The following is a 17721-nucleotide window of genomic DNA, read 5'->3' as shown; positions in this document are numbered from 1 at the left end:
GGGCTCAGGCGTTGGTGTGGGCGTGGGGGTCGGGGGGCGCGTGGGGGTCGGCGTTGGCGTGGGCGTCGGAGTGGGCGACGGATTCAGAATTGGCGCTAGCACGGGACTGGGCGTTGGCGCGAGACCAGCCTCGGCGCGTTCGTAGCCGACGAGGTCGAGGTTCAGCGACACAGTCGAAACGCTACTGCTCGCGGTGATCGTGCCGTCGGTCTCGTCCGTCACGGGAACCGTGATGGTGGCCGTTGCACTCGTCCCCGTCGGAGCAGTGAATGCGTAGGTTTGAGTATTCTCCGGGCCGACGGAAATTTCGACCTGGGTGGGAGCTCCGTCGTTCGCCGTGGAGTACTCCACCTCGATGGAGCTTAGGCCGGACGGTACAGTGCCCAATCGAGTGGTGACACTTTCTCCGGCCGGAACAACGATGGACGGGCTCATCTGGTCGGCAGCGCTGCGGTCCGAGCTGCCCACTTCGGCGATAGCCGGAACAGCGGCGAGCCCCGAGACAACAATCGTCGAGGCGGCGAGTGCCGCCCAAACAGCCAATCGTCGAGCCCGAGGCGGGCTGCTTTCGGCGAGATGTTGAGGGGTACGAGTTGAGTTGTGGTTGATTTTGGGCGTGCGATCTTCTTTATATGCCATGGGCTCGTTATGTATATTCCGGGTCGCGCACAAGTTCGGTACGTGCAGGGGGGTCGGCCGTAGGGGGCCACTAGGGTAAGACCTGAGCTTGGCTCAGAAAATCCGAAGACACAAATCGAACCACAACATTCCAACTTCATAACGATGCCTGCCGGGTACAAAAAATGCGGCCGGACCTGCGTAAACAGGGCCGACCGCAGCCGTTTGCCAGATTTATTAGGAATCCAGCATATTTAGCGTTTGCGCTTCTCGCGCACGCGCATGCTGAGATTGATCGGGCTTCCCTCGAAGCCGTAGATCTCGCGCAAGCGACGCTGAATGTAACGACGGTAACCCGGGTCGAGGAACCCGGTGGTGAACACCACGAACGTCGGCGGGCGGCTCGAAGCCTGGGTGCCGAACAGGATGCGCGGCTGCTTGCCACTGCGCACGGGGTGCGGGTGGGCTGCGGCGAGCTCGGCCAGAAAGGCGTTGAACTTGCCGGTGGCGATGCGAGTGTCCCACGACTCCAGCGCAAGCTCAAGGGCCGGAACCAGCTTCTCCATGTGGCGACCGGTCTTGGCTGAAATGTTCACGCGCGGGGCCCAGGCCACGTGGGCGAGGTCCTGCTCAATTTCACGCTCGAGATAGCGACGACGGTCGTCGTCGATCTGGTCCCACTTGTTGAAAGCGAGCACGAGGGCACGGCCGGACTCGATGACCAAGTCGATGACGCGCACGTCCTGCTCGCTGATGACCTCGGTCACGTCCAGCAGCACGACGGCCACCTCGGCCTTTTCGAGGGCGGCGCTGGTGCGCAGCGAGGCGTAGAAATCGGCACCCTGCGAGAGATGAACACGACGGCGGATGCCGGCCGTGTCGACGAAACGCCAGACCTTCCCGCCGAGTTCAACTTGCTCGTCGACCGGGTCACGGGTGGTGCCGGCGAGCTCGTTGACAACAACGCGCTCCTCCCCCACGACCTTGTTGAGCAGGCTGGACTTGCCGACGTTCGGGCGGCCGAGGATGGCCACGCGGCGCGGGCCGCCAACCTCCTGCTTGGCAACGTTGGAGATTTCGGGCAGTACGAGCAGAATCGCGTCGAGCAGGTCGGCAACACCACGACCGTGCAGGGCGGAGACCGGCCACGGCTGACCGAGTCCGAGCGACCACAGGCTGGCCGCTTCCGGCTCCTGACGCACGTCGTCGACCTTGTTGGCGATCAAAAAGACGGGCTTGCCGCTCTTGCGCAGCATGCGCACCACGGCCTCGTCGGTCGAAGTCGCGCCCACGTTGGAATCGACGACGAACATGACCAGGTCGGACAGATCGATGGCGATCTCGGCCTGGGCGGCGACGGAAGCATCGATGCCCTTTGCGTCTGGCTCCCAGCCGCCGGTGTCGACGAGGCTGAACTTGCGTTCGTTCCAGTCGCCTTTGTACGCGACGCGGTCACGCGTGACACCGGGGGTGTCCTCGACGACGGCCTCACGGCGGCCGAGGATACGGTTGACCAGCGCCGACTTGCCCACGTTCGGGCGACCGACAATGGCGATCACCGGAACGGCTGGCAGGTATTGAATCGCGTCCGGGTCGTCGGTGACATTCGAGAGTACGTCGAGGTCTTCCTCGTCGAGGTCGTAGTTGTCGAGGTCAGTGCGCAGCGCGGCTGATCGCCGAGTGGCCAGTTCTTCGTCGAGATTGGCGAGTCGTTCCGCCAGCTCGGTGTCGAGCGCGTTGCTCGTGTCGTCGTCGTATTCGTTACTCATTCAAAGCCCGCTTCGTGCGTGTATGTATGACGTCGATGACCGCTTCAATGGTCTGCTCGAAGTCGAGATGGGTGGAGTCGACGGTTGTCACACCGTCTGCGGCGCTCATGAAATCGACAACCTGTGAGTCAGCGCGATCACGCGATCGCAGCTGTTCTGCCACGGTTTCAGCCGACTGGGTCGTTATTTCCGCAGAGCGTCTAGCCATTCTAGCCTCCTCCGATGCCGTGAGTAGAATGCGCACCTCGGCCTCGGGCGCGACGATGGTTGTAATGTCACGTCCTTCCACCACAACACCGGGCCGATCCACGTTCTCGGCGATGCTGCGAAACAGCTCGGTGAGCGCGCGCCGCACCGCGGGAACACGGGCCACAGCGCTAACGGCTGCGCTGACTTCCGGCGAGCGGATGGCGTCGGTCACGTCGGTCTGGCCCACGGTGACGAAATACTCGTCGGGGTCGGTACCGATGGAGTAGTCGAAGTCTTTCAGGAGCGCGGTGACGGCATCCGTTTGGGTTTTGTCGGTGTCGCGGTCGAGTGCCAGCCAGGCCAGCGCGCGGTACGCTGCACCGGTATCGAGGTAGGCGAAGCCGAGGCGGCGGGCCGCGGCACGGCTCACACTCGACTTGCCGCTGCCGGCCGGCCCATCGATGGCGACCACTGTGGGAAGGGACTGACGTGCCATGCGTTAACCAGCAATCCGCCAGCCGCGGGCGGCTAGCTCTTCGGTGAGGCGGGTGACAGCCTCGGGCAGTACGGAGATTTCGGCGAGACCGATCTGGGCGCCCGGCGAGTGTTCTAAGCGTAGGTCTTCGAGGTTGACACCGAGGTCTCCGATGTCGTTAAGCAGGTTGGCGATCTGGCCGGGCTGGTCGTTGACCATGACGACCATCGACGAAAATCGTCGATCCTGACCGTGTTTGCCGGGCAGTCGGGCCACCCCGGCATTACCGCCGCCGAGTTCCTCGGCAATCTGACGCTGCGCTCCGGGTGCTGCGGGGTTTTCGAGCGCATCGATGAACCGGTCAAGGTCGTCGCGGTAGGCCAGCAGCACGTTCCGCACCGGACCGGCATTGGCGCCAAGAATCTGCACCCACAGTTCGGGATCGCTCGCCGCGACGCGGGTCACGTCGCGCAGTCCCTGACCGGCGAGGTTGAGCGAAGAGTGCGCGGCGTCGGTGAGGCGGCGGGCCATCAGGGTGGAGATAACCTGCGGCACGTGCGAAACCAGGGCGACACCGAGGTCGTGTTCTTCAGGCGTCATCTCCACCAGAATGGCGCCGAGATCGAGAATAAGGTCATCGATCGCGCCGGCCTGCTGGTAGCTGATCGCGTCGTGCGCGGCGACAACCCACGGGCGCCCAATGAACAGGTCGGCGCGGCCAGAGAGCGGGCCGCCCTTCTCCCGACCGGCGAGCGGATGCGAACCGATATAGCGGCTGATATCGGCTCCGCGCTCGCGCAGTTCGGCCAACGGCGCGAGCTTGACGCTTGCCACATCCGTCACGATCGCACCCGGGTACGCCTCGAGTTCGCGGGCGACGATCTCGGCGGTAACATCGGGCGGCACGCACACCACGATGAGCTGCGGCTGGTCGCCGTCCTTCGCAGCGCGGCCAGCGCCGTAATCAATCGCGATGCGCAGGTTGGTCGGCGAGGCGTCGGCAAGAATCGTTTCGATCTTGCGGTTACGCAGGCCGAGGCCAACGCTGGTTCCGAGCAGGCCGACGCCAACGATGCGCACTGGTCCCACGAGGCGGCTTTCAGCCATCAGTCAGTCCCTCTAGTTGGCGTCGGGCCGCGCGCTGGGCGCCTGGCGGGACACTGTCAGCAGCGCTCCGAGTTCTTCGCGGGTGAGTTCCCGCACTGCGCCCTGCTGCAGGGTGCCGAGGTTCAACGGCCCGAACTGGCGACGCACCAGGTCGACCACCGGATGACCGACAGCGTCCAGCATCCGCCTGACGATGCGGTTGCGGCCGGAGTGCAAGGTCAACTCGACCATGCTGTGGCCGCCGCCGGGAGGGCTCGTGAGAATGCGCGCCTTATCGGCGTGAATGGGCCCATCGTCGAGTTCGATGCCGCTCTGCAGCTGACCGATGGTCTGCGGCGAGACGCGGCCCTCGACCTTGGCAATGTAGGTCTTGGAAACGCCGAAGGAGGGGTGTGCGAGCACGTGGGCCAGATCCCCGTCGTTGGTCAAAATGAGCAGGCCGCTGGTCTGCGCGTCGAGCCGGCCAACGTTGAACAGGCGTTCGTCGAACTGGTCGGTGAACTCCCGCAGGTCCGGGCGACCGCTCTCGTCTTGCATCGAGGAGACGACGCCGACCGGCTTGTTGAGCATGAGGTAACGGCGGGTGGTGTCCAGCTGCACCGCAACATTATCGACGGCAACCTGGTCGGTTTCGGGGTGCACCCGGCGGCCGAGCTCCGTCACGACCTTGCCGTTCACGCGCACCCGGCCCGAGGTGATGAGGTCTTCGGAAACGCGGCGGCTGGCAACACCGGCCGAGGCGAGCACCTTCTGCAAGCGCACACCGTCTGCTGCGGCCTCCGGGTTGAAGTTGGGCTCGCGTGGGGCGGCATCTGCGCTCATATTGGCGTTGGGCGTGTTGTCCTGGGTCACAGTAAATCCTCGAATCCGTCGGTGCCGCCGTCGAGCAACGGCGATAGGTGGGGTAACTCGTCGAGCGAGTTGATTCCGAGCTGGGTGAGCAGCAAGTCTGTGGTGGCGTAATTGATCGCGCCGGTCTCACTGTCGGTGAACGCCTCGGTCACCAGCCCCCGGCCGAGCAGGGTGCGCACGACCGAGTCAACGCTGACGGCACGAATGCTCGCGACCTGCCCGCGGCTGATTGGCTGCTTGTAGGCGATCACGGCGAGGGTTTCGAGCGCAGCTTGGCTGAGTCGGCTGGGATTTTGGGTCAGCACAAAGTCGGTCACCAGTTCGTCGTGCGTGGCGCGCACGTAGATGCGCCAGCCGCCGGCAACCTCGCGCAGCTCGAAGCCCCGACGCACCGCCTTCGTGCCGTCTGCGCTGCTGACGCCGTCGAAATCGGCCACTAGCCGGGCAACGGATGCCGCCACCTCGGCTAGTGGCCGCCCGACGGCGGTCGCGAGGTGCACGAGGCCCTGCGGCTCGTCGGCGACCATGAGCACGGCTTCGAGCTGGCGATCGAGGGCGTTGGCGTCGGTGTGGTTGAAAGGCTCCGAAACGGATGCTGCGGCATCCGTGTGCGGGGTGCACAATCGCATGTCGGTGGTCGGGTCTTCAATTGTCATAGTCGGCTCCCAACGAAGCGAGGTTCTCGTCGCTCCATTCGCGCCCGCTGAAGGACTCGGTGTTCCAGCGCAGGGTGAGCTCGCCGAGGGGCTCGATTTGATCGAAGGAGATGGCACCATGTCGGTACAGCTCAAGCACCGCGAGAAAGCGGGCGATGATGACGCCCTTCTCGTCGGTGCCGGCGATGAGCGCCCGAAACGAGATCGGCTGGCCCGGCTGCAGCATGGCCACGACGTAGGCAGCCTGTTCGCGAATGCTCACGAGCGGCGCGTGCAGATGGTCAAGGCCCACAACGGGCAGCTCCCGCGGTGCGAGGGCGACGGCGGCCAGGGCGGCAAAGTCCTGAAGCGACAGCGTCCAGACCAGCTCGGGGGTCGTCTGACGGTACTTTTCTTCGAGGCGCACCGAGCGCACGTGCCGCCGCGTCTCGGTATCGAGCTGCCCACTGAACCAGGTCGACGCTTCCTTGAAGGCGCGGTACTGCAGCAGTCGGGCAAACAGCAGGTCGCGAGCTTCGAGCAGGGCAACGTCTTCGGCGTCGACGAGCTCGCCCTGTGGCAGCAGTCCGGCCACCTTGAGGTCGAGCAGCGTCGCGGCGACGACCAGGAATTCGGTGGCCTGGCCGAGTTCTTCGTCCGGCTCGAGGCCGCGCAGGTAGGAGATGAATTCGTCGGTGACCTGGCTGAGCGAGATCTCGGTGATGTCGAGTTCGTGCCGGGTGATCAGTTTCAACAGCAGGTCGAACGGGCCCTCGAAGTTGCCGAGGGCGACCGAAAACGCGGGCTTCTCGGCCGCGCTAGGCGACTGCGCCACGGTGGATCAGTTCGCGGGCCACCTGCAGGTAGGCCTTGGCAGCCGCGTGCTCTGGCGCAAAGTCGGTGATGGGAACCCCGGCAACGCTCGCGTCGGGAAATTTTACGGTGCGGCCGATGACGGTTTCGAGCACACTGTGGCCGAAGGCGTCAACGACACGCTCGAGCACCTCGCGAGAATGCAGCGTGCGGGAGTCGTACATCGTGGCGAGAATTCCGTCGAGTTCGATCGCCGGGTTGAGGCGGTCGCGCACCTTATCGATGGTTTCAATGAGCAGGGCGACGCCGCGCAGGGCGAAGAATTCGCACTCCAGCGGGATCAGCACGCCGTGGCTCGCGGTGAGCGCGTTGACGGTGAGAATGCCAAGCGATGGCTGGCAGTCAATGAGAATGACGTCGTAGTCACCGGACACCTTGCGCAGCACGCGGGAGAGAATCTGCTCGCGGGCGACCTCGTTCACCAGATGTACCTCGGCGGCAGAGAGGTCGATATTGGCCGGAATGACGTCGAGGCCCTCGACCGAGGTCTGCTGGATCGCGTCTTTTGGATCGACCTTGCCGTTCAGCAGCAGATCATAGATGGTGGTGACGTCGTGGGTGGGCACGCCGAGGCCGGCCGAGAGGGCACCCTGCGGGTCGAAGTCAATCGCGAGCACGCGGCGGCCGTAGCTGGCCAGGGCTGCACCGAGGTTAATGGTCGTCGTGGTCTTGCCAACGCCACCCTTCTGGTTGCAGAGGGAGATGATGCGGGCCGGACCGTGGCTTTTCAACGGTGCCGGTACGGCGAATTCGTGTTTTTCGCGTCCCGTCGGGCCCACCGGTATCTCGTCGAAACCGGGAAGCGACATCCGCTCGCTCAACTTACGCGTCACTGGCCCGCCCTTGATTTGTCCTGCACCCATCACTTGGTCGATTCTAGCGATTAGATCGCCCGGTCTTCGCAAGGATCGCCGCTGTGGCGTCTGATTAGCGGGCTCGGGGGTGGGAGAGGGTGTACATATCGCGGAGGGTGTCTGCCGTGACCAGGGTGTAGATCTGGGTGGTGGCTACTGAGGAGTGCCCGAGAAGCTCCTGTACCACGCGCACGTCGGCGCCGCCGGCTAGCAGGTGCGTGGCGAAGGAGTGGCGCAGGGTGTGCGGGGAGACGGGCACGGTGAGTCCGGCGCGTTCGGCTGCGGCGCGAATGATCAGCCAGGCGTTTTGCCGACTCACCCGTTGCCCGCGCACGCCGAGAAACAGGGCCGGTGTCGACCGTCCGCGCGTCGACAGCGTCGGCCGGGCGCGCACCAGGTAGTCGGAGACGGCGGCGCGGGCGAAGCTGCCGACCGGAACGATGCGTTGTTTGTCGCCCTTGCCGGTGAGTCGCACCGAGTCGAAGTCGTCCAGTCGCACGTCGTCGACGTTGAGGTCAACCACCTCGCTCACCCGCGCGCCGGTGGCATAGAGCAGTTCGAGCAGTGCCTTGTCGCGCAGGCGTTGTACGTCGTCGCCGTCGGTCGCCGCGAGCAGAGCGGCGACCTGCTCAATCGAGATCGCCTTGGGCAGGCGCAGAGCGATCTTGGGCGGCTTGGAGTCGTGCGAGACATCCGTTTCAACCAGACTTTCGCCGAGCAGAAACCGGTGGAATCCGCGCACGGTTGAGAGGATGCGCGCGATCGACGCTGCGGTCAGCGGCGATTCCGGGCGGAGGCCGAGATACTGCACAAACGCCGACACATGGTGCCGGGTGACGGCGCGCAGGTCGGTGATGGGTCGCGGAGGGGCTGCGTCGGTATCACCGGGTTCGCCGGCCAGCCAGGCCGTATAGATCCCGAGGTCGCGGCGGTAGGCAGCGACGGTGTTAGCCGCGAGACCGCGCTCGACCGCCACGTGCCGCAGGTACCCATTGACTGCCGTGGCGATCGACACGTTCAGGCCAGGCGCTTTCAGACCGTGGCGTGCCGGTTGAGTGGATGCCGCGGCCACGGCGAATCCGCCGGCGCGAGTGTGCTCCACCCGCGTGACCGGGCGACATGAGCGGCGAGAATCCCCACGATCAGAATGGGGTTTTCGATCCGGCGCGCCATGACGGCGTCGACGCACTCGCCGAGCGGCACCCAGCGCAACTCGATGTCGGCTTCTTCGTCGGTGCGGGCGAAGGCGGGAACCGCCGACACGCCCCGGGCCAGGTACACCCGAATGGCTTCGTTGCTGCCGCCGGGCGAGGTGTAGAACTCGGTGAGCAGCGCCCAGTCGGTGGCGACGACATCCGCTTCTTCGGCGAGCTCACGTTGAGCGCCGACGACAGCGTTTTCGCCGCTGATATCAAGCAGTCCAGCCGGTAATTCCCAGCCGCGCAGGCCGGTCGCGTGCCGGTACTGCTTAATCAGTAGTACCCGGTCGTTCTCATCGATGGCGAGTACGGCCACCGCGCCGGGATGGTCGAGGTACTCGCGGGTGATGCTCGCACCGTTGTAGTCGAAACTGTCGCGCCGCACATTCCAGATGGCGCCGTCGAAGACGACCTCGCTGGCGGTGACATCCACGTCGACGACGTCATCCTGCAGCAGTTCAAGCACTGAGTTCTTCCTTCACTTCGAACAACCGGCTTGCCTGCTGACGGTCGAGGGCAGCTTTGACCAAACCGCGAAAGAGCGGATGCGCGTGGTTCGGTCGTGAGCGCAGCTCCGGGTGGGCCTGGGTTCCCACGTAGAACGGGTGCTCGTCGCGCGTGAGCTCGACGTACTCGACCAAGTGGCGGTCTGGACTGGTTCCGGAGAACCACAGGCCGGCGTTGGCGATCTGGTCGCGGAAGGTGTTGTTGACCTCGTAGCGGTGGCGGTGACGTTCGGACGCTTCGTTGGCGCCGTAGAGTTCGGCGACGAGGGAGCCTTCGGCGAGGGTGGCCGGGTAGAGGCCGAGGCGCATGGTTCCGCCGAGGTCGCCGCCGGCAATGATCTCTACCTGCTCCTCCATGGTCGCGATGACCGGAAACTCGGTTTCCGGGTCGAATTCGCTCGAGGATGCTCCGGGAAGGTCTGCCTTGTTGCGGGCATATTCAATCACCATGCACTGCAGGCCCAGGCAGAGGCCGAGCACCGGGATACCGTTTTCGCGGGCGAATTTGAGGGCGCCGAGCTTGCCCTCGATGCCGCGAATTCCAAAGCCGCCTGGCACGCAGATGCCGTCGAGTTCGCCGAGCAGGCGCGCGGCTCCCTCGTCGGTTTCGCAGTCGTCGGAGCCGATCCAGACAATTTTGACCTTGGCTTGGTTGGCAAATCCGCCGGCTCGCAGGGCCTCGGTAACGGACAAATAGGCATCCGGAAGGTCGATGTACTTGCCGACCAGGCCGATGGTGACCTCGTGCTTGGGGTGGCGCACTGCCTCGAGCAGGTTCTCCCAGCCCGTCCAGTCGACGCCGTCGGCGGTCAGGCCGAGGGCATTGACAATGTACTTATCGAGGCCCTGGTCGTGCAGCATGGTGGGAATCTCATAAATCGAAGCGACGTCGACGGCGTTGACCACGGCGTCTTCGTCGACGTCGCACATGAGCGCAATTTTGCGCTTGTTCGACTCGGAAACGGGCCGGTCGCTGCGCAGCACAAGGGCGTCAGGCTGAATACCGATCGAGCGCAGGGTGGCAACGGAGTGCTGGGTGGGCTTGGTCTTCTGCTCGCCGGCCGCGCCGAGAAACGGCACCAGCGAGACGTGAACGAAGAAGACGTTGCCACGGCCGAGTTCGTGGCGCACCTGACGTGCGGCCTCGAGGAACGGCTGGGACTCGATGTCACCGACGGTGCCGCCGACCTCGGTGATGATCACGTCTGGACGCACCTCATCGCTGGCCTGCAGGCGCATGCGGCGCTTGATCTCGTCGGTGATGTGCGGGATGACCTGCACGGTGTCGCCGAGGTATTCGCCGCGGCGCTCCCTGGCGATGACCTGCGAGTAGATCTGGCCGGTCGTCACGTTGGCCGATTGGCCCAGGTTGATATCGAGAAAGCGTTCGTAGTGGCCGATGTCGAGGTCGGTCTCTGCGCCGTCATCGGTCACGAACACCTCGCCGTGCTGAAACGGGTTCATCGTTCCCGGATCGACGTTGAGATAGGGATCGAGCTTCTGCATGACGACCCGCAGGCCGCGTGCAGTGAGTAAGTTTCCGAGGCTGGCCGCTGTCAAGCCTTTGCCGAGCGAGGAGACCACTCCCCCGGTCACAAAGATGTGCTTGACCGTGCCGTCTGACTTGCTCGGGTTATTGGACGTGTCCGCGTTTATATTTTCCACCACGGGCTTCAACGCTATCACCTGATTGTGGTGCGGGAGCGGGACTGAGCGAGCTCGAGCAGTTCCCTGGCGTGTTCGAGGCCGCTCTTGGAATCGGGAAGCCCCGACAGTAGGCGGGCCATTTCGGCGGCCCGCTCGTCGCCGCGCAGCTGACGCACGCTCGACGCTGTGACGGATCCATCGCTGTCTTTGACGACGCTGAGATGGTTTCCCGCGAACGCGGCGACCTGGGCGAGGTGGGTGACCACGATCACCTGGGCGGTTTCGGCCAGTCTGGCCAGACGCCGGCCGATTTCAATGGCAGCAGCACCGCCGACACCGGCGTCGATCTCGTCGAAGACGAAAGTGGGCACCGGATCGGTGGCGTTGATGACGACCTCGATCGCGAGCATCACCCGCGATAGCTCTCCACCGGAAGCGCCGCGCGCCAGCGATCGGGGTTCGGCGCCAGCGTGCGGCTGCAACAGCAAGCGCACGAGGTCGCTACCGGTGACGGTGAACTCCGGTGCGAGTTCGAGCTCCACCTGGAGGACGGCGTCCGGCATCGCCAGGGCGCTGAGCTCGGCGGTGACCAGGGCGCCGAGGCTCACGGCGGCCGCTGCGCGTAACGCGGTGAGGGCGGCGGCGAGGGTGGTGACCAACGCGTGGTCGGCATCCGTTTCGATGCTGAGCGTTTCGATGCGGTCGGAGTCGGAGTCGAGCTCGAGCAGGCGGGTACTGCCGGTGCCCAAAAATTCGATGGCTTCGTCGAGGCCACCCGGGTATTTGCGGGCGAGAATGCTCAGTTCTGCGCGGCGCTCTTGCACGAGTTCGAGTTCGCGGGCGCCGTCGGCGTCCAGGCCCGCCAGATAGCTGGAGAGTTCGGCGGCGATGTCCGCCACGACGAAACCGACGTTGGCGATCGCTGCGACGAGCGGCGGCAGTGCTACATCGTGGGCGGCGACCCGATCAAGGGCTCGCCGGGCGGTTTCGAGCAGGGCGACTACGTCGGGCAGGTCGTCTGGATTGTCCTCTGCGGAGATGAGCTGGCGGGCCTGTTCGCCGGCCAGACGCAGTTCTTCGAGATTGCCGAGACGTTCGGCGCGTTCGCCGAGCTCGGCGTCTTCGCCGCGTTGTGGGGCGACCGTTTCAACTTCGATCAGCGCCGCCCGCAGGTCATCGGCTTCTCGAGCGCGCAGGTCTTGTTCGGTGACGAGCTGGTCTAGTGCGGCTTGATTGGCCTGCCAGCGGTCGAACGCGTGCTGGTAGTCGGCGAGCACGGCGCCGAGGTCTGGCCCGGCGAATCGATCGAGGGCGTCACGCTGCGCTGCAGCAGAGCGCAGGCGCACCTGGTCGCTCTGGCCGTGCACAACGACGAGGTCATTGCGCAGGTCGCCGAGCACGCTCGCTGGAGCGCCGCGGCCGCCGACCGTCGCTCGGCTGCGCCCTTCGCTTGAGACGGAGCGCCCGAGAATGAGTTCGGGGCCGTCCAGGTCTCCCCCGGCGTCGCGTACGCGGTCGGCGACGGGGCCTGCGGGGTCGATGACCCAGCGACCCTGCACGAAACTCTGCGGCTGGCCCTGACGCACGGTACCGGCATCCGCTCGCTCGCCCAGCAGCAGCCCGAGAGCGGTGACCACCATGGTTTTGCCGGCGCCGGTCTCGCCGGTGACGGCGGTGAACCCGGGACCGAGCGGCAGCGTCGCCTCGGCGATGACACCGAGGTCGCGAATGAACAGCTCGTCGATCATCGAATTACTCGCGGCCGACCGGGCCGCGCCAGCCAGTGACGGGCAGGTTGAATTTATTGACCAGACGGTCGGTGAATGGACCGATGTGCAGGCGGGCCAGGCGCACCGGAACACGGGAGCGGCGCACGATCACGCGGGCGCCGGTCGGCAAATCCTGGGTGCGGCGCCCGTCGGCGCAGAGCACGGCGCCGGCGCCGGTGCGAGAGAGGACCTCGACCGCCAGCGACGATTCGGGACCGACCACGAGGGGGCGGGCGAACAGTGCGTGGGCGCTGAGCGGCACCAACAGCAGCGCTTCGACGCCGGGCCAAACGATCGGGCCGCCGGCCGAGAACGCGTACGCGGTCGAACCGGTCGGAGTGGACAGCACGACGCCATCGCAGCCAAAGGATGACAGTGGGCGGCCGTCGACCTCGACAACGACCTCGATCATGCGTTCGCGGCTGGCTTTTTCGACGGTGACCTCGTTGAGTGCCCAGGTTTCATAGACGACCTCGGCGGCGACCTTGACCCTGACCGAGAGGGCGAAGCGTTCTTCGACCTCGTAGTCACCCTTGAGCGCGCGGCGAACGGCCTCGCCGAGGTCGTCACGCTCGCTCTCGGCGAGAAAGCCGACGTGGCCGAGGTTGATGCCGAGCAGCGGGGCCGAGCAGCCGCGCACCAGCTCGGCCGATCGTAATATGGTGCCGTCGCCGCCAAGCACGATGACCAGCTCAAGGTCGGCGGTCGTCACGGTCTCACCGAGAATCGCGATGTGGCCGGTCAGCTCCGGGCAGGCAGCCAGAAGATCGGCGCGTTCATCGAGGGCGAGCACCGGCACGGCCCCGGCTGCGAGAAGCTGCTTACAGACCGTCGAGGCGGCTTCGACGGAGTCAGCCCGACCGGTGTGGGCGACGATGAGAAAGTACCGCGGGGTGTCGCTCAACTCGTCACGCCCCCACCACGGTTTCGATCCGTTCCATCCATTCTGTCGGATTTGCGCCGGTCGTGGCGCTCATCCAGCACAGATACTCGTGATTTCCGGCCGCCCCAATGATGGGCGAGGCAATCACGCCGCCGGTCTTCAGGCCGAGATCCCAGCCAGCCCAGAGCACGCCGGCGATGGAGTCGGAGCGTAGGCCCCTGTCGTGCACGATGCCCTCGCGAATGCCGCCGCGGCCCACCTCGAACTGCGGTTTAATCAGCAGCACGAAGTCGGCGTTAGGCGCTGCGGTGGCAACGAGAGCCGGCAGCACGGTGGTCAGCGAGATGAAGGAGAGGTCGGCAACGACGAGGTCGGGCCTTTGTTCGATTCCGGATGCCCCTTTTAGGGTTTCCGGGGTCGCATAGCGGATGTTGTATCCCTCGACCAGTTTCAGCCGCGGCTCGGTCTTCAGTTGCGCTGCAAGTTGCCCATGGCCGACATCGGCCGCGATGACCTGGGCGGCGCCTCGTTCGAGCAGTACCTGGCTGAATCCGCCGGTGCTGGCGCCGGCGTCGAGCACGGTGCGGCCGGTGACACTGAGCTGGAAGGCGTCAAGGGCGGCATTGAGTTTGTGCGCGCCACGGCTGACATAGTGGTCGGTCGCGGCCACCTCGAGAACAGCGTCCGCCGACACTTTGCTGCTGGCTTTCACGACCGGGATTCCATTCACGGTGACGAGGCCGTCGGCGATGAGTTTGGCGGCGACGGTTCGGGACCGAACCAGCCCGCGATCGGCGAGGGCGGCGTCGAGGCGGGAGGTGGGCATCCGTTCGGGATAGCCGTCAGCCTCGGGCTGGTCGTCTACTGGACGGTCGGCATCGTTCTCAGGCATGGGTGCGTCTGTTTCATAGTCGTGGGAAGAATCGTGGCCGGTCATGCCTGGTCTGCGTCTTCGAGTTGTTCGCGCAGCTGCTCGTGAAGTTCCCCGAACGCCGTAGCACGCGCCTCTAGCGGCTGGCTCTCGATCTTCGCCAGTTGCGCGGCGAGGTCGACCGGTACGGGTTCGGGGTTCACAGCTCTAGGCTACTGTGCGAGATACAGTCGCTCCGGAACGTTCAGCCCGTAGATCGCCCGCCCGGATTGGTAAATCGCAGCGCAGGCGGCACGCAGCAGGTCGATTCCGCCGTCGCCCTCCTTGACGATTTGCACGTCGTTTCCGTGCACACGCACGCTCGCCCCGTTGACCGTCGCGGTCGACCCGTCCTTGGAGAATACGGTCTCCGGGTAGGGCTCGTGAAGCTGTTGCAGGTTCTCGATGATGAACGTGGGCCGGGAGTCCTTGTCGGCGGCGAGGACCTGTTTGGCCCGGTCGATGCCGGTCAGCACGAGCACGGCGGGAATGCCGGCTCGATTGGCGCCCAAAATATCGGTGTCGAGGCGGTCGCCGACGAAAAGCGCTTTCTGCGCGCCGAAACGCCGTGTGGCTTCCAGAAAAATGGCCGCTTCCGGCTTGCCTGCCACGAGTGGCAGTCGTCCGACCGCTGTGTGCACGGCCGACACCAGCGCCCCGTTACCGGGAGCGATGCCGCGGGCGAGCGGAATGGTCCAGTCGGTGTTGGTCGCGATCCACGGGATACCAGTGCCCACACCGTCGGCGTTCAGCGCGAAGGCAGCTTCGGCGAGGTGTACCCAAGCAATCTTCGGCGAGAAGCCCTGAATGACGGCGGCCGGCTTGTCGTCGGCCGAGCGGGTCACGACGAATCCGCCCTTCTGCACCTCGTCGACGAGACCGTCGCCACCGATCACGAGGATACTGGCGCCGGGTGCGACCTGCTCGGCGAGAAGCTGCACGGCTGCTTGCGGGGAGGTGACGACATCCGTTGCTTCCACGCTCAGCCCGAGTGCGGTGAGGTGGTCAGCGACCGATTGGTCGGTGCGGGAGGCGTTATTGGTGATGTATCCCACGCGAATGGTTTCGGCGGCGCGGTTCAGGCTCTCAACGGCGAAGGGAATCGCCGCAGGGCCCGCGTACACGACACCATCCAGATCGGCCAGCAGAACGTCAACGCCGTCCAGCGGCGTCAGAGACTCAGGCTTTCGGCGATGCAGCATTTGGCTTCGTTTCCGTTTCAGTTTCGGTTTCGGTATCGGTATCGTTCGAAACGGATGCGGCAGCGTCAGCCTCGGCGTGCGTCGCGTCGTCTGCTGCAACGTCAGCCTCGGCGGTGTCAGCCGCTTCCGTCACGATGTCGTGGGCGTCGTCGAGCTCGCCCACGGATGTCTGATCGACGGCTCCGAGGCCGGCGGCGGCGACAGCGCGACCCGCTTCACCGGCGTCTACATCGTCATCGTCATCGTCTCCGGCGTCGACGGCGAAGTACGCGAGGGCAGCGTCGTCGTCTTCCATTTCTTCGATTTCGATGGTTTCGTCGTCGTCACCGGAGGCGCCAAGGGCAGCATCGGCGCGGGACGCGCGTTGGAGCCACTCGTCGGCTTCGTCCTCGCGGCCAAGTTCGGTGAGCACTTCCGCGTACGCGGCGAACAGCTCGGGGCTGTAGGAGAAGGCCGTGTTGGGGTTGAGTTGCGGAATTTCCAGTTCGACCAGGGCAGCATCCGTTTCACCGCGGTCCAGGCGTGCGCCAGACATGGCGATAGCCAGGCCTACCTGCACGGAAGGGGACAGCGTGCTGCGATCGACAGAGCGACCAAGCTCGAGGGCACGGTCGGGGCGACCGACGCCGCGTTCGCTGTCGACCATGAGGGGAAGCTGATCGTTCGACCCGGAAATGCGGCGGTAGGTGCGCAGTTCACGCAGGGCCAGAGCGAAATCTCCGGTTGCATAGGCGGTGATCGCGAGGCTTTCACGAACAACTCCGATGCGGCCGGCCCGTCGAGCTGCGCTCATTACGTGCTGGTGGGCCAACTGTGGATTCTCGTCGATGACGCGGGCGGCCATGGCCAGGTGGCGTCCGACGGTTTCGGCGTTCTCCTTGGTCAGGGTCTTGAGCTCGTTGCGCGCGATGCGGTCGAGGTCGTTGGCCGAAATGTCGTCGGGAAGTTCCGGGTCGTCGTGACGCGGACGCACCGAACGTAGCTCGCGCTGCATTCGCTGCTCTTCGGTCATCTCCTCTTCGACAACGCGAGCATCGCGGTCATTCCGGGCCGGAGCGCCGTCGCGGGTCCACAACTTCTTGCCGGCATCGACGCACGGGGCGCCGGCCCGGTTTGGCGAACCGCCGCGCTGAGTCCACGGCTTGCTGTCGTTGTCACTTCTCGGGCGGTCGCTGCTGGGTCGATCCGAGTTGCCGCGGTAGGGAGGGCGCTCACCCTGAGCCGGACGATCCGAATTACCCCGATACGGAGAACGCTCACCCTGCGCGGGACGATCAGAATTGCCACGATACGGCGGACGCTCGCCCTGAGCGGGACGGTCTGAGTTACCGCGGTACGGCGCGCGGTCATTGCTGCCGGAAGGACGGTCGGAGTTTCCTCGGTACGGAGGACGCTCACCCTGAGCCGGACGATCCGAATTACCACGATACGGAGGACGCTCACCCTGAGCCGGACGATCCGAATTGCCACGATAGGGCGGACGCTCGCCCTGAGCGGGACGATCCGAATTGCCACGGTAGGGCGGACGCTCGCCCTGGGCGGGACGATCCGAATTACCCCGATACGGAGAACGCTCACCCTGCGCGGGACGATCAGAATTGCCACGATACGGCGGACGCTCGCCCTGAGCGGGACGGTCTGAGTTACCGCGGTACGGCGCGCGGTCATTGCTGCCGGAAGGACGGTCGGAGTTTCCTCGGTACGGAGGGCGCTCACCGCCCTGAGCGGATCGGTCCGAGTTACCTCGATAGGGCGCGCGATCGTTGCCGCCGTAGGCGGGCCGATCAGAATTGCCCCGATACGGAGCACGTTCGCCGCCCTGGGCGGGACGATCCGAGTTTCCACGATAGGGAGCACGCTCGCCACCTTGCGCCGATCGGTCGGAGTTGGCGCGGTACGGCGGCTTGGCGCCATCGCGTCCGCCGGAAGGTCGTCCGCTCGAGGGTCGGCCGCTCTGGTTCGAACGACGGTCATCTTGACCGTTGTTACGGGAATCGCCGTCGCGGGGTCCTGAAGGGCTCACTGTATCTCCTGTGTAATTAGTCCGGCATTTCGACAGACCAACTAAGCCTAATCCCTCCCGCAAATCCGCGCTGAGAACCGAGGCAAGTGGATGCCGCCGCGCCAGTCCTCGACGTGGTCCGGGGCGTGGGTTAACGCAAAAAGGCCACCCGAGGGTGGCCTTTTTGTTTGTTTCTAAGTTAAGTCCGGCGGTGTCCTACTCTCCCACAGG

16 protein-coding genes and 1 pseudogene are annotated in these 17721 nt (G+C 65.3%); all 17 read right to left on the bottom strand.

Going from position 1 to position 17721, the window contains the following annotated elements:
- Nucleotides 1–639: pseudogene (locus CXY75_RS19950) on the bottom strand (hypothetical protein); the annotation flags it as partial.
- A gap of 233 nt (nucleotides 640–872) precedes the next feature.
- Nucleotides 873–2387, bottom strand: a complete 1515-nt coding sequence (der, locus tag CXY75_RS00710; protein WP_104080968.1) for a ribosome biogenesis GTPase Der — start codon at nucleotides 2385–2387, stop codon at nucleotides 873–875.
- Nucleotides 2380–3072 carry a (d)CMP kinase gene (gene cmk, locus CXY75_RS00705; protein WP_104080967.1) on the bottom strand — a complete coding sequence of 231 codons (693 nt, stop codon included), beginning with the start codon at nucleotides 3070–3072 and terminating at the stop codon, nucleotides 2380–2382. Before cmk ends, der begins: the two co-directional genes overlap by 8 nt.
- A 3-nt stretch (nucleotides 3073–3075) precedes the next feature.
- Nucleotides 3076–4158 (bottom strand): prephenate dehydrogenase, encoded by a 1083-nt coding sequence (locus CXY75_RS00700; RefSeq protein WP_104080966.1) that lies wholly within the window; start codon nucleotides 4156–4158, stop codon nucleotides 3076–3078.
- Between the two features lie 12 nt (nucleotides 4159–4170).
- A complete protein-coding gene (locus tag CXY75_RS00695) occupies nucleotides 4171–4980 on the bottom strand; it encodes a pseudouridine synthase (protein ID WP_104080971.1) in 810 nt (269 codons plus the stop codon).
- A 26-nt stretch (nucleotides 4981–5006) separates the two neighbouring features.
- Nucleotides 5007–5666 carry an SMC-Scp complex subunit ScpB gene (locus CXY75_RS00690; RefSeq protein WP_233201648.1) on the bottom strand — a complete coding sequence of 220 codons (660 nt, stop codon included), beginning with the start codon at nucleotides 5664–5666 and terminating at the stop codon, nucleotides 5007–5009.
- Nucleotides 5656–6480, bottom strand: a complete 825-nt coding sequence (locus tag CXY75_RS00685) for a ScpA family protein (protein ID WP_104080965.1) — start codon at nucleotides 6478–6480, stop codon at nucleotides 5656–5658. Before CXY75_RS00685 ends, CXY75_RS00690 begins: the two co-directional genes overlap by 11 nt.
- Nucleotides 6464–7327, bottom strand: coding sequence for a ParA family protein (locus tag CXY75_RS00680; RefSeq protein ID WP_104080964.1), 864 nt, complete (start codon nucleotides 7325–7327; stop codon nucleotides 6464–6466). The genes CXY75_RS00685 and CXY75_RS00680 overlap by 17 nt, the downstream gene beginning before the upstream one ends.
- A gap of 118 nt (nucleotides 7328–7445) precedes the next feature.
- Nucleotides 7446–8387 (bottom strand): site-specific tyrosine recombinase XerD, encoded by a 942-nt coding sequence (gene xerD, locus CXY75_RS00675; protein ID WP_104080963.1) that lies wholly within the window; start codon nucleotides 8385–8387, stop codon nucleotides 7446–7448.
- 17 nt (nucleotides 8388–8404) lie between these two features.
- Nucleotides 8405–9037, bottom strand: a complete 633-nt coding sequence (locus CXY75_RS00670) for an NUDIX hydrolase (RefSeq protein WP_104080962.1) — start codon at nucleotides 9035–9037, stop codon at nucleotides 8405–8407.
- A complete protein-coding gene (locus CXY75_RS00665; protein WP_369826622.1) occupies nucleotides 9030–10745 on the bottom strand; it encodes a CTP synthase in 1716 nt (571 codons plus the stop codon). The genes CXY75_RS00670 and CXY75_RS00665 overlap by 8 nt, the downstream gene beginning before the upstream one ends.
- A 14-nt stretch (nucleotides 10746–10759) precedes the next feature.
- Nucleotides 10760–12472: a DNA repair protein RecN gene (recN, locus tag CXY75_RS00660; RefSeq protein WP_104080960.1), complete on the bottom strand. Its 1713-nt coding sequence runs from the start codon at nucleotides 12470–12472 to the stop codon at nucleotides 10760–10762.
- Between the two features lie 4 nt (nucleotides 12473–12476).
- Nucleotides 12477–13397: an NAD kinase gene (locus CXY75_RS00655; RefSeq protein WP_104080959.1), complete on the bottom strand. Its 921-nt coding sequence runs from the start codon at nucleotides 13395–13397 to the stop codon at nucleotides 12477–12479.
- 4 nt (nucleotides 13398–13401) lie between these two features.
- Nucleotides 13402–14202: a TlyA family RNA methyltransferase gene (locus CXY75_RS00650; RefSeq protein WP_104080969.1), complete on the bottom strand. Its 801-nt coding sequence runs from the start codon at nucleotides 14200–14202 to the stop codon at nucleotides 13402–13404.
- A 107-nt stretch (nucleotides 14203–14309) separates the two neighbouring features.
- Nucleotides 14310–14450, bottom strand: coding sequence for a hypothetical protein (locus CXY75_RS19945; protein WP_199182313.1), 141 nt, complete (start codon nucleotides 14448–14450; stop codon nucleotides 14310–14312).
- A gap of 9 nt (nucleotides 14451–14459) precedes the next feature.
- Nucleotides 14460–15488, bottom strand: coding sequence for an HAD-IIA family hydrolase (locus CXY75_RS00645; RefSeq protein WP_104080958.1), 1029 nt, complete (start codon nucleotides 15486–15488; stop codon nucleotides 14460–14462).
- Nucleotides 15466–16500 carry a hypothetical protein gene (locus CXY75_RS19940; protein ID WP_233201647.1) on the bottom strand — a complete coding sequence of 345 codons (1035 nt, stop codon included), beginning with the start codon at nucleotides 16498–16500 and terminating at the stop codon, nucleotides 15466–15468. Before CXY75_RS19940 ends, CXY75_RS00645 begins: the two co-directional genes overlap by 23 nt.
- Between the last annotated feature and the right edge of the window lie 1221 nt (nucleotides 16501–17721).

Origin of the sequence: Cryobacterium sp. Y11, from assembly GCF_002929535.1 — a bacterium.
Lineage (GTDB): Bacteria > Actinomycetota > Actinomycetes > Actinomycetales > Microbacteriaceae > Cryobacterium.
This window is presented reverse-complemented; position numbering and strand designations above follow the sequence as displayed.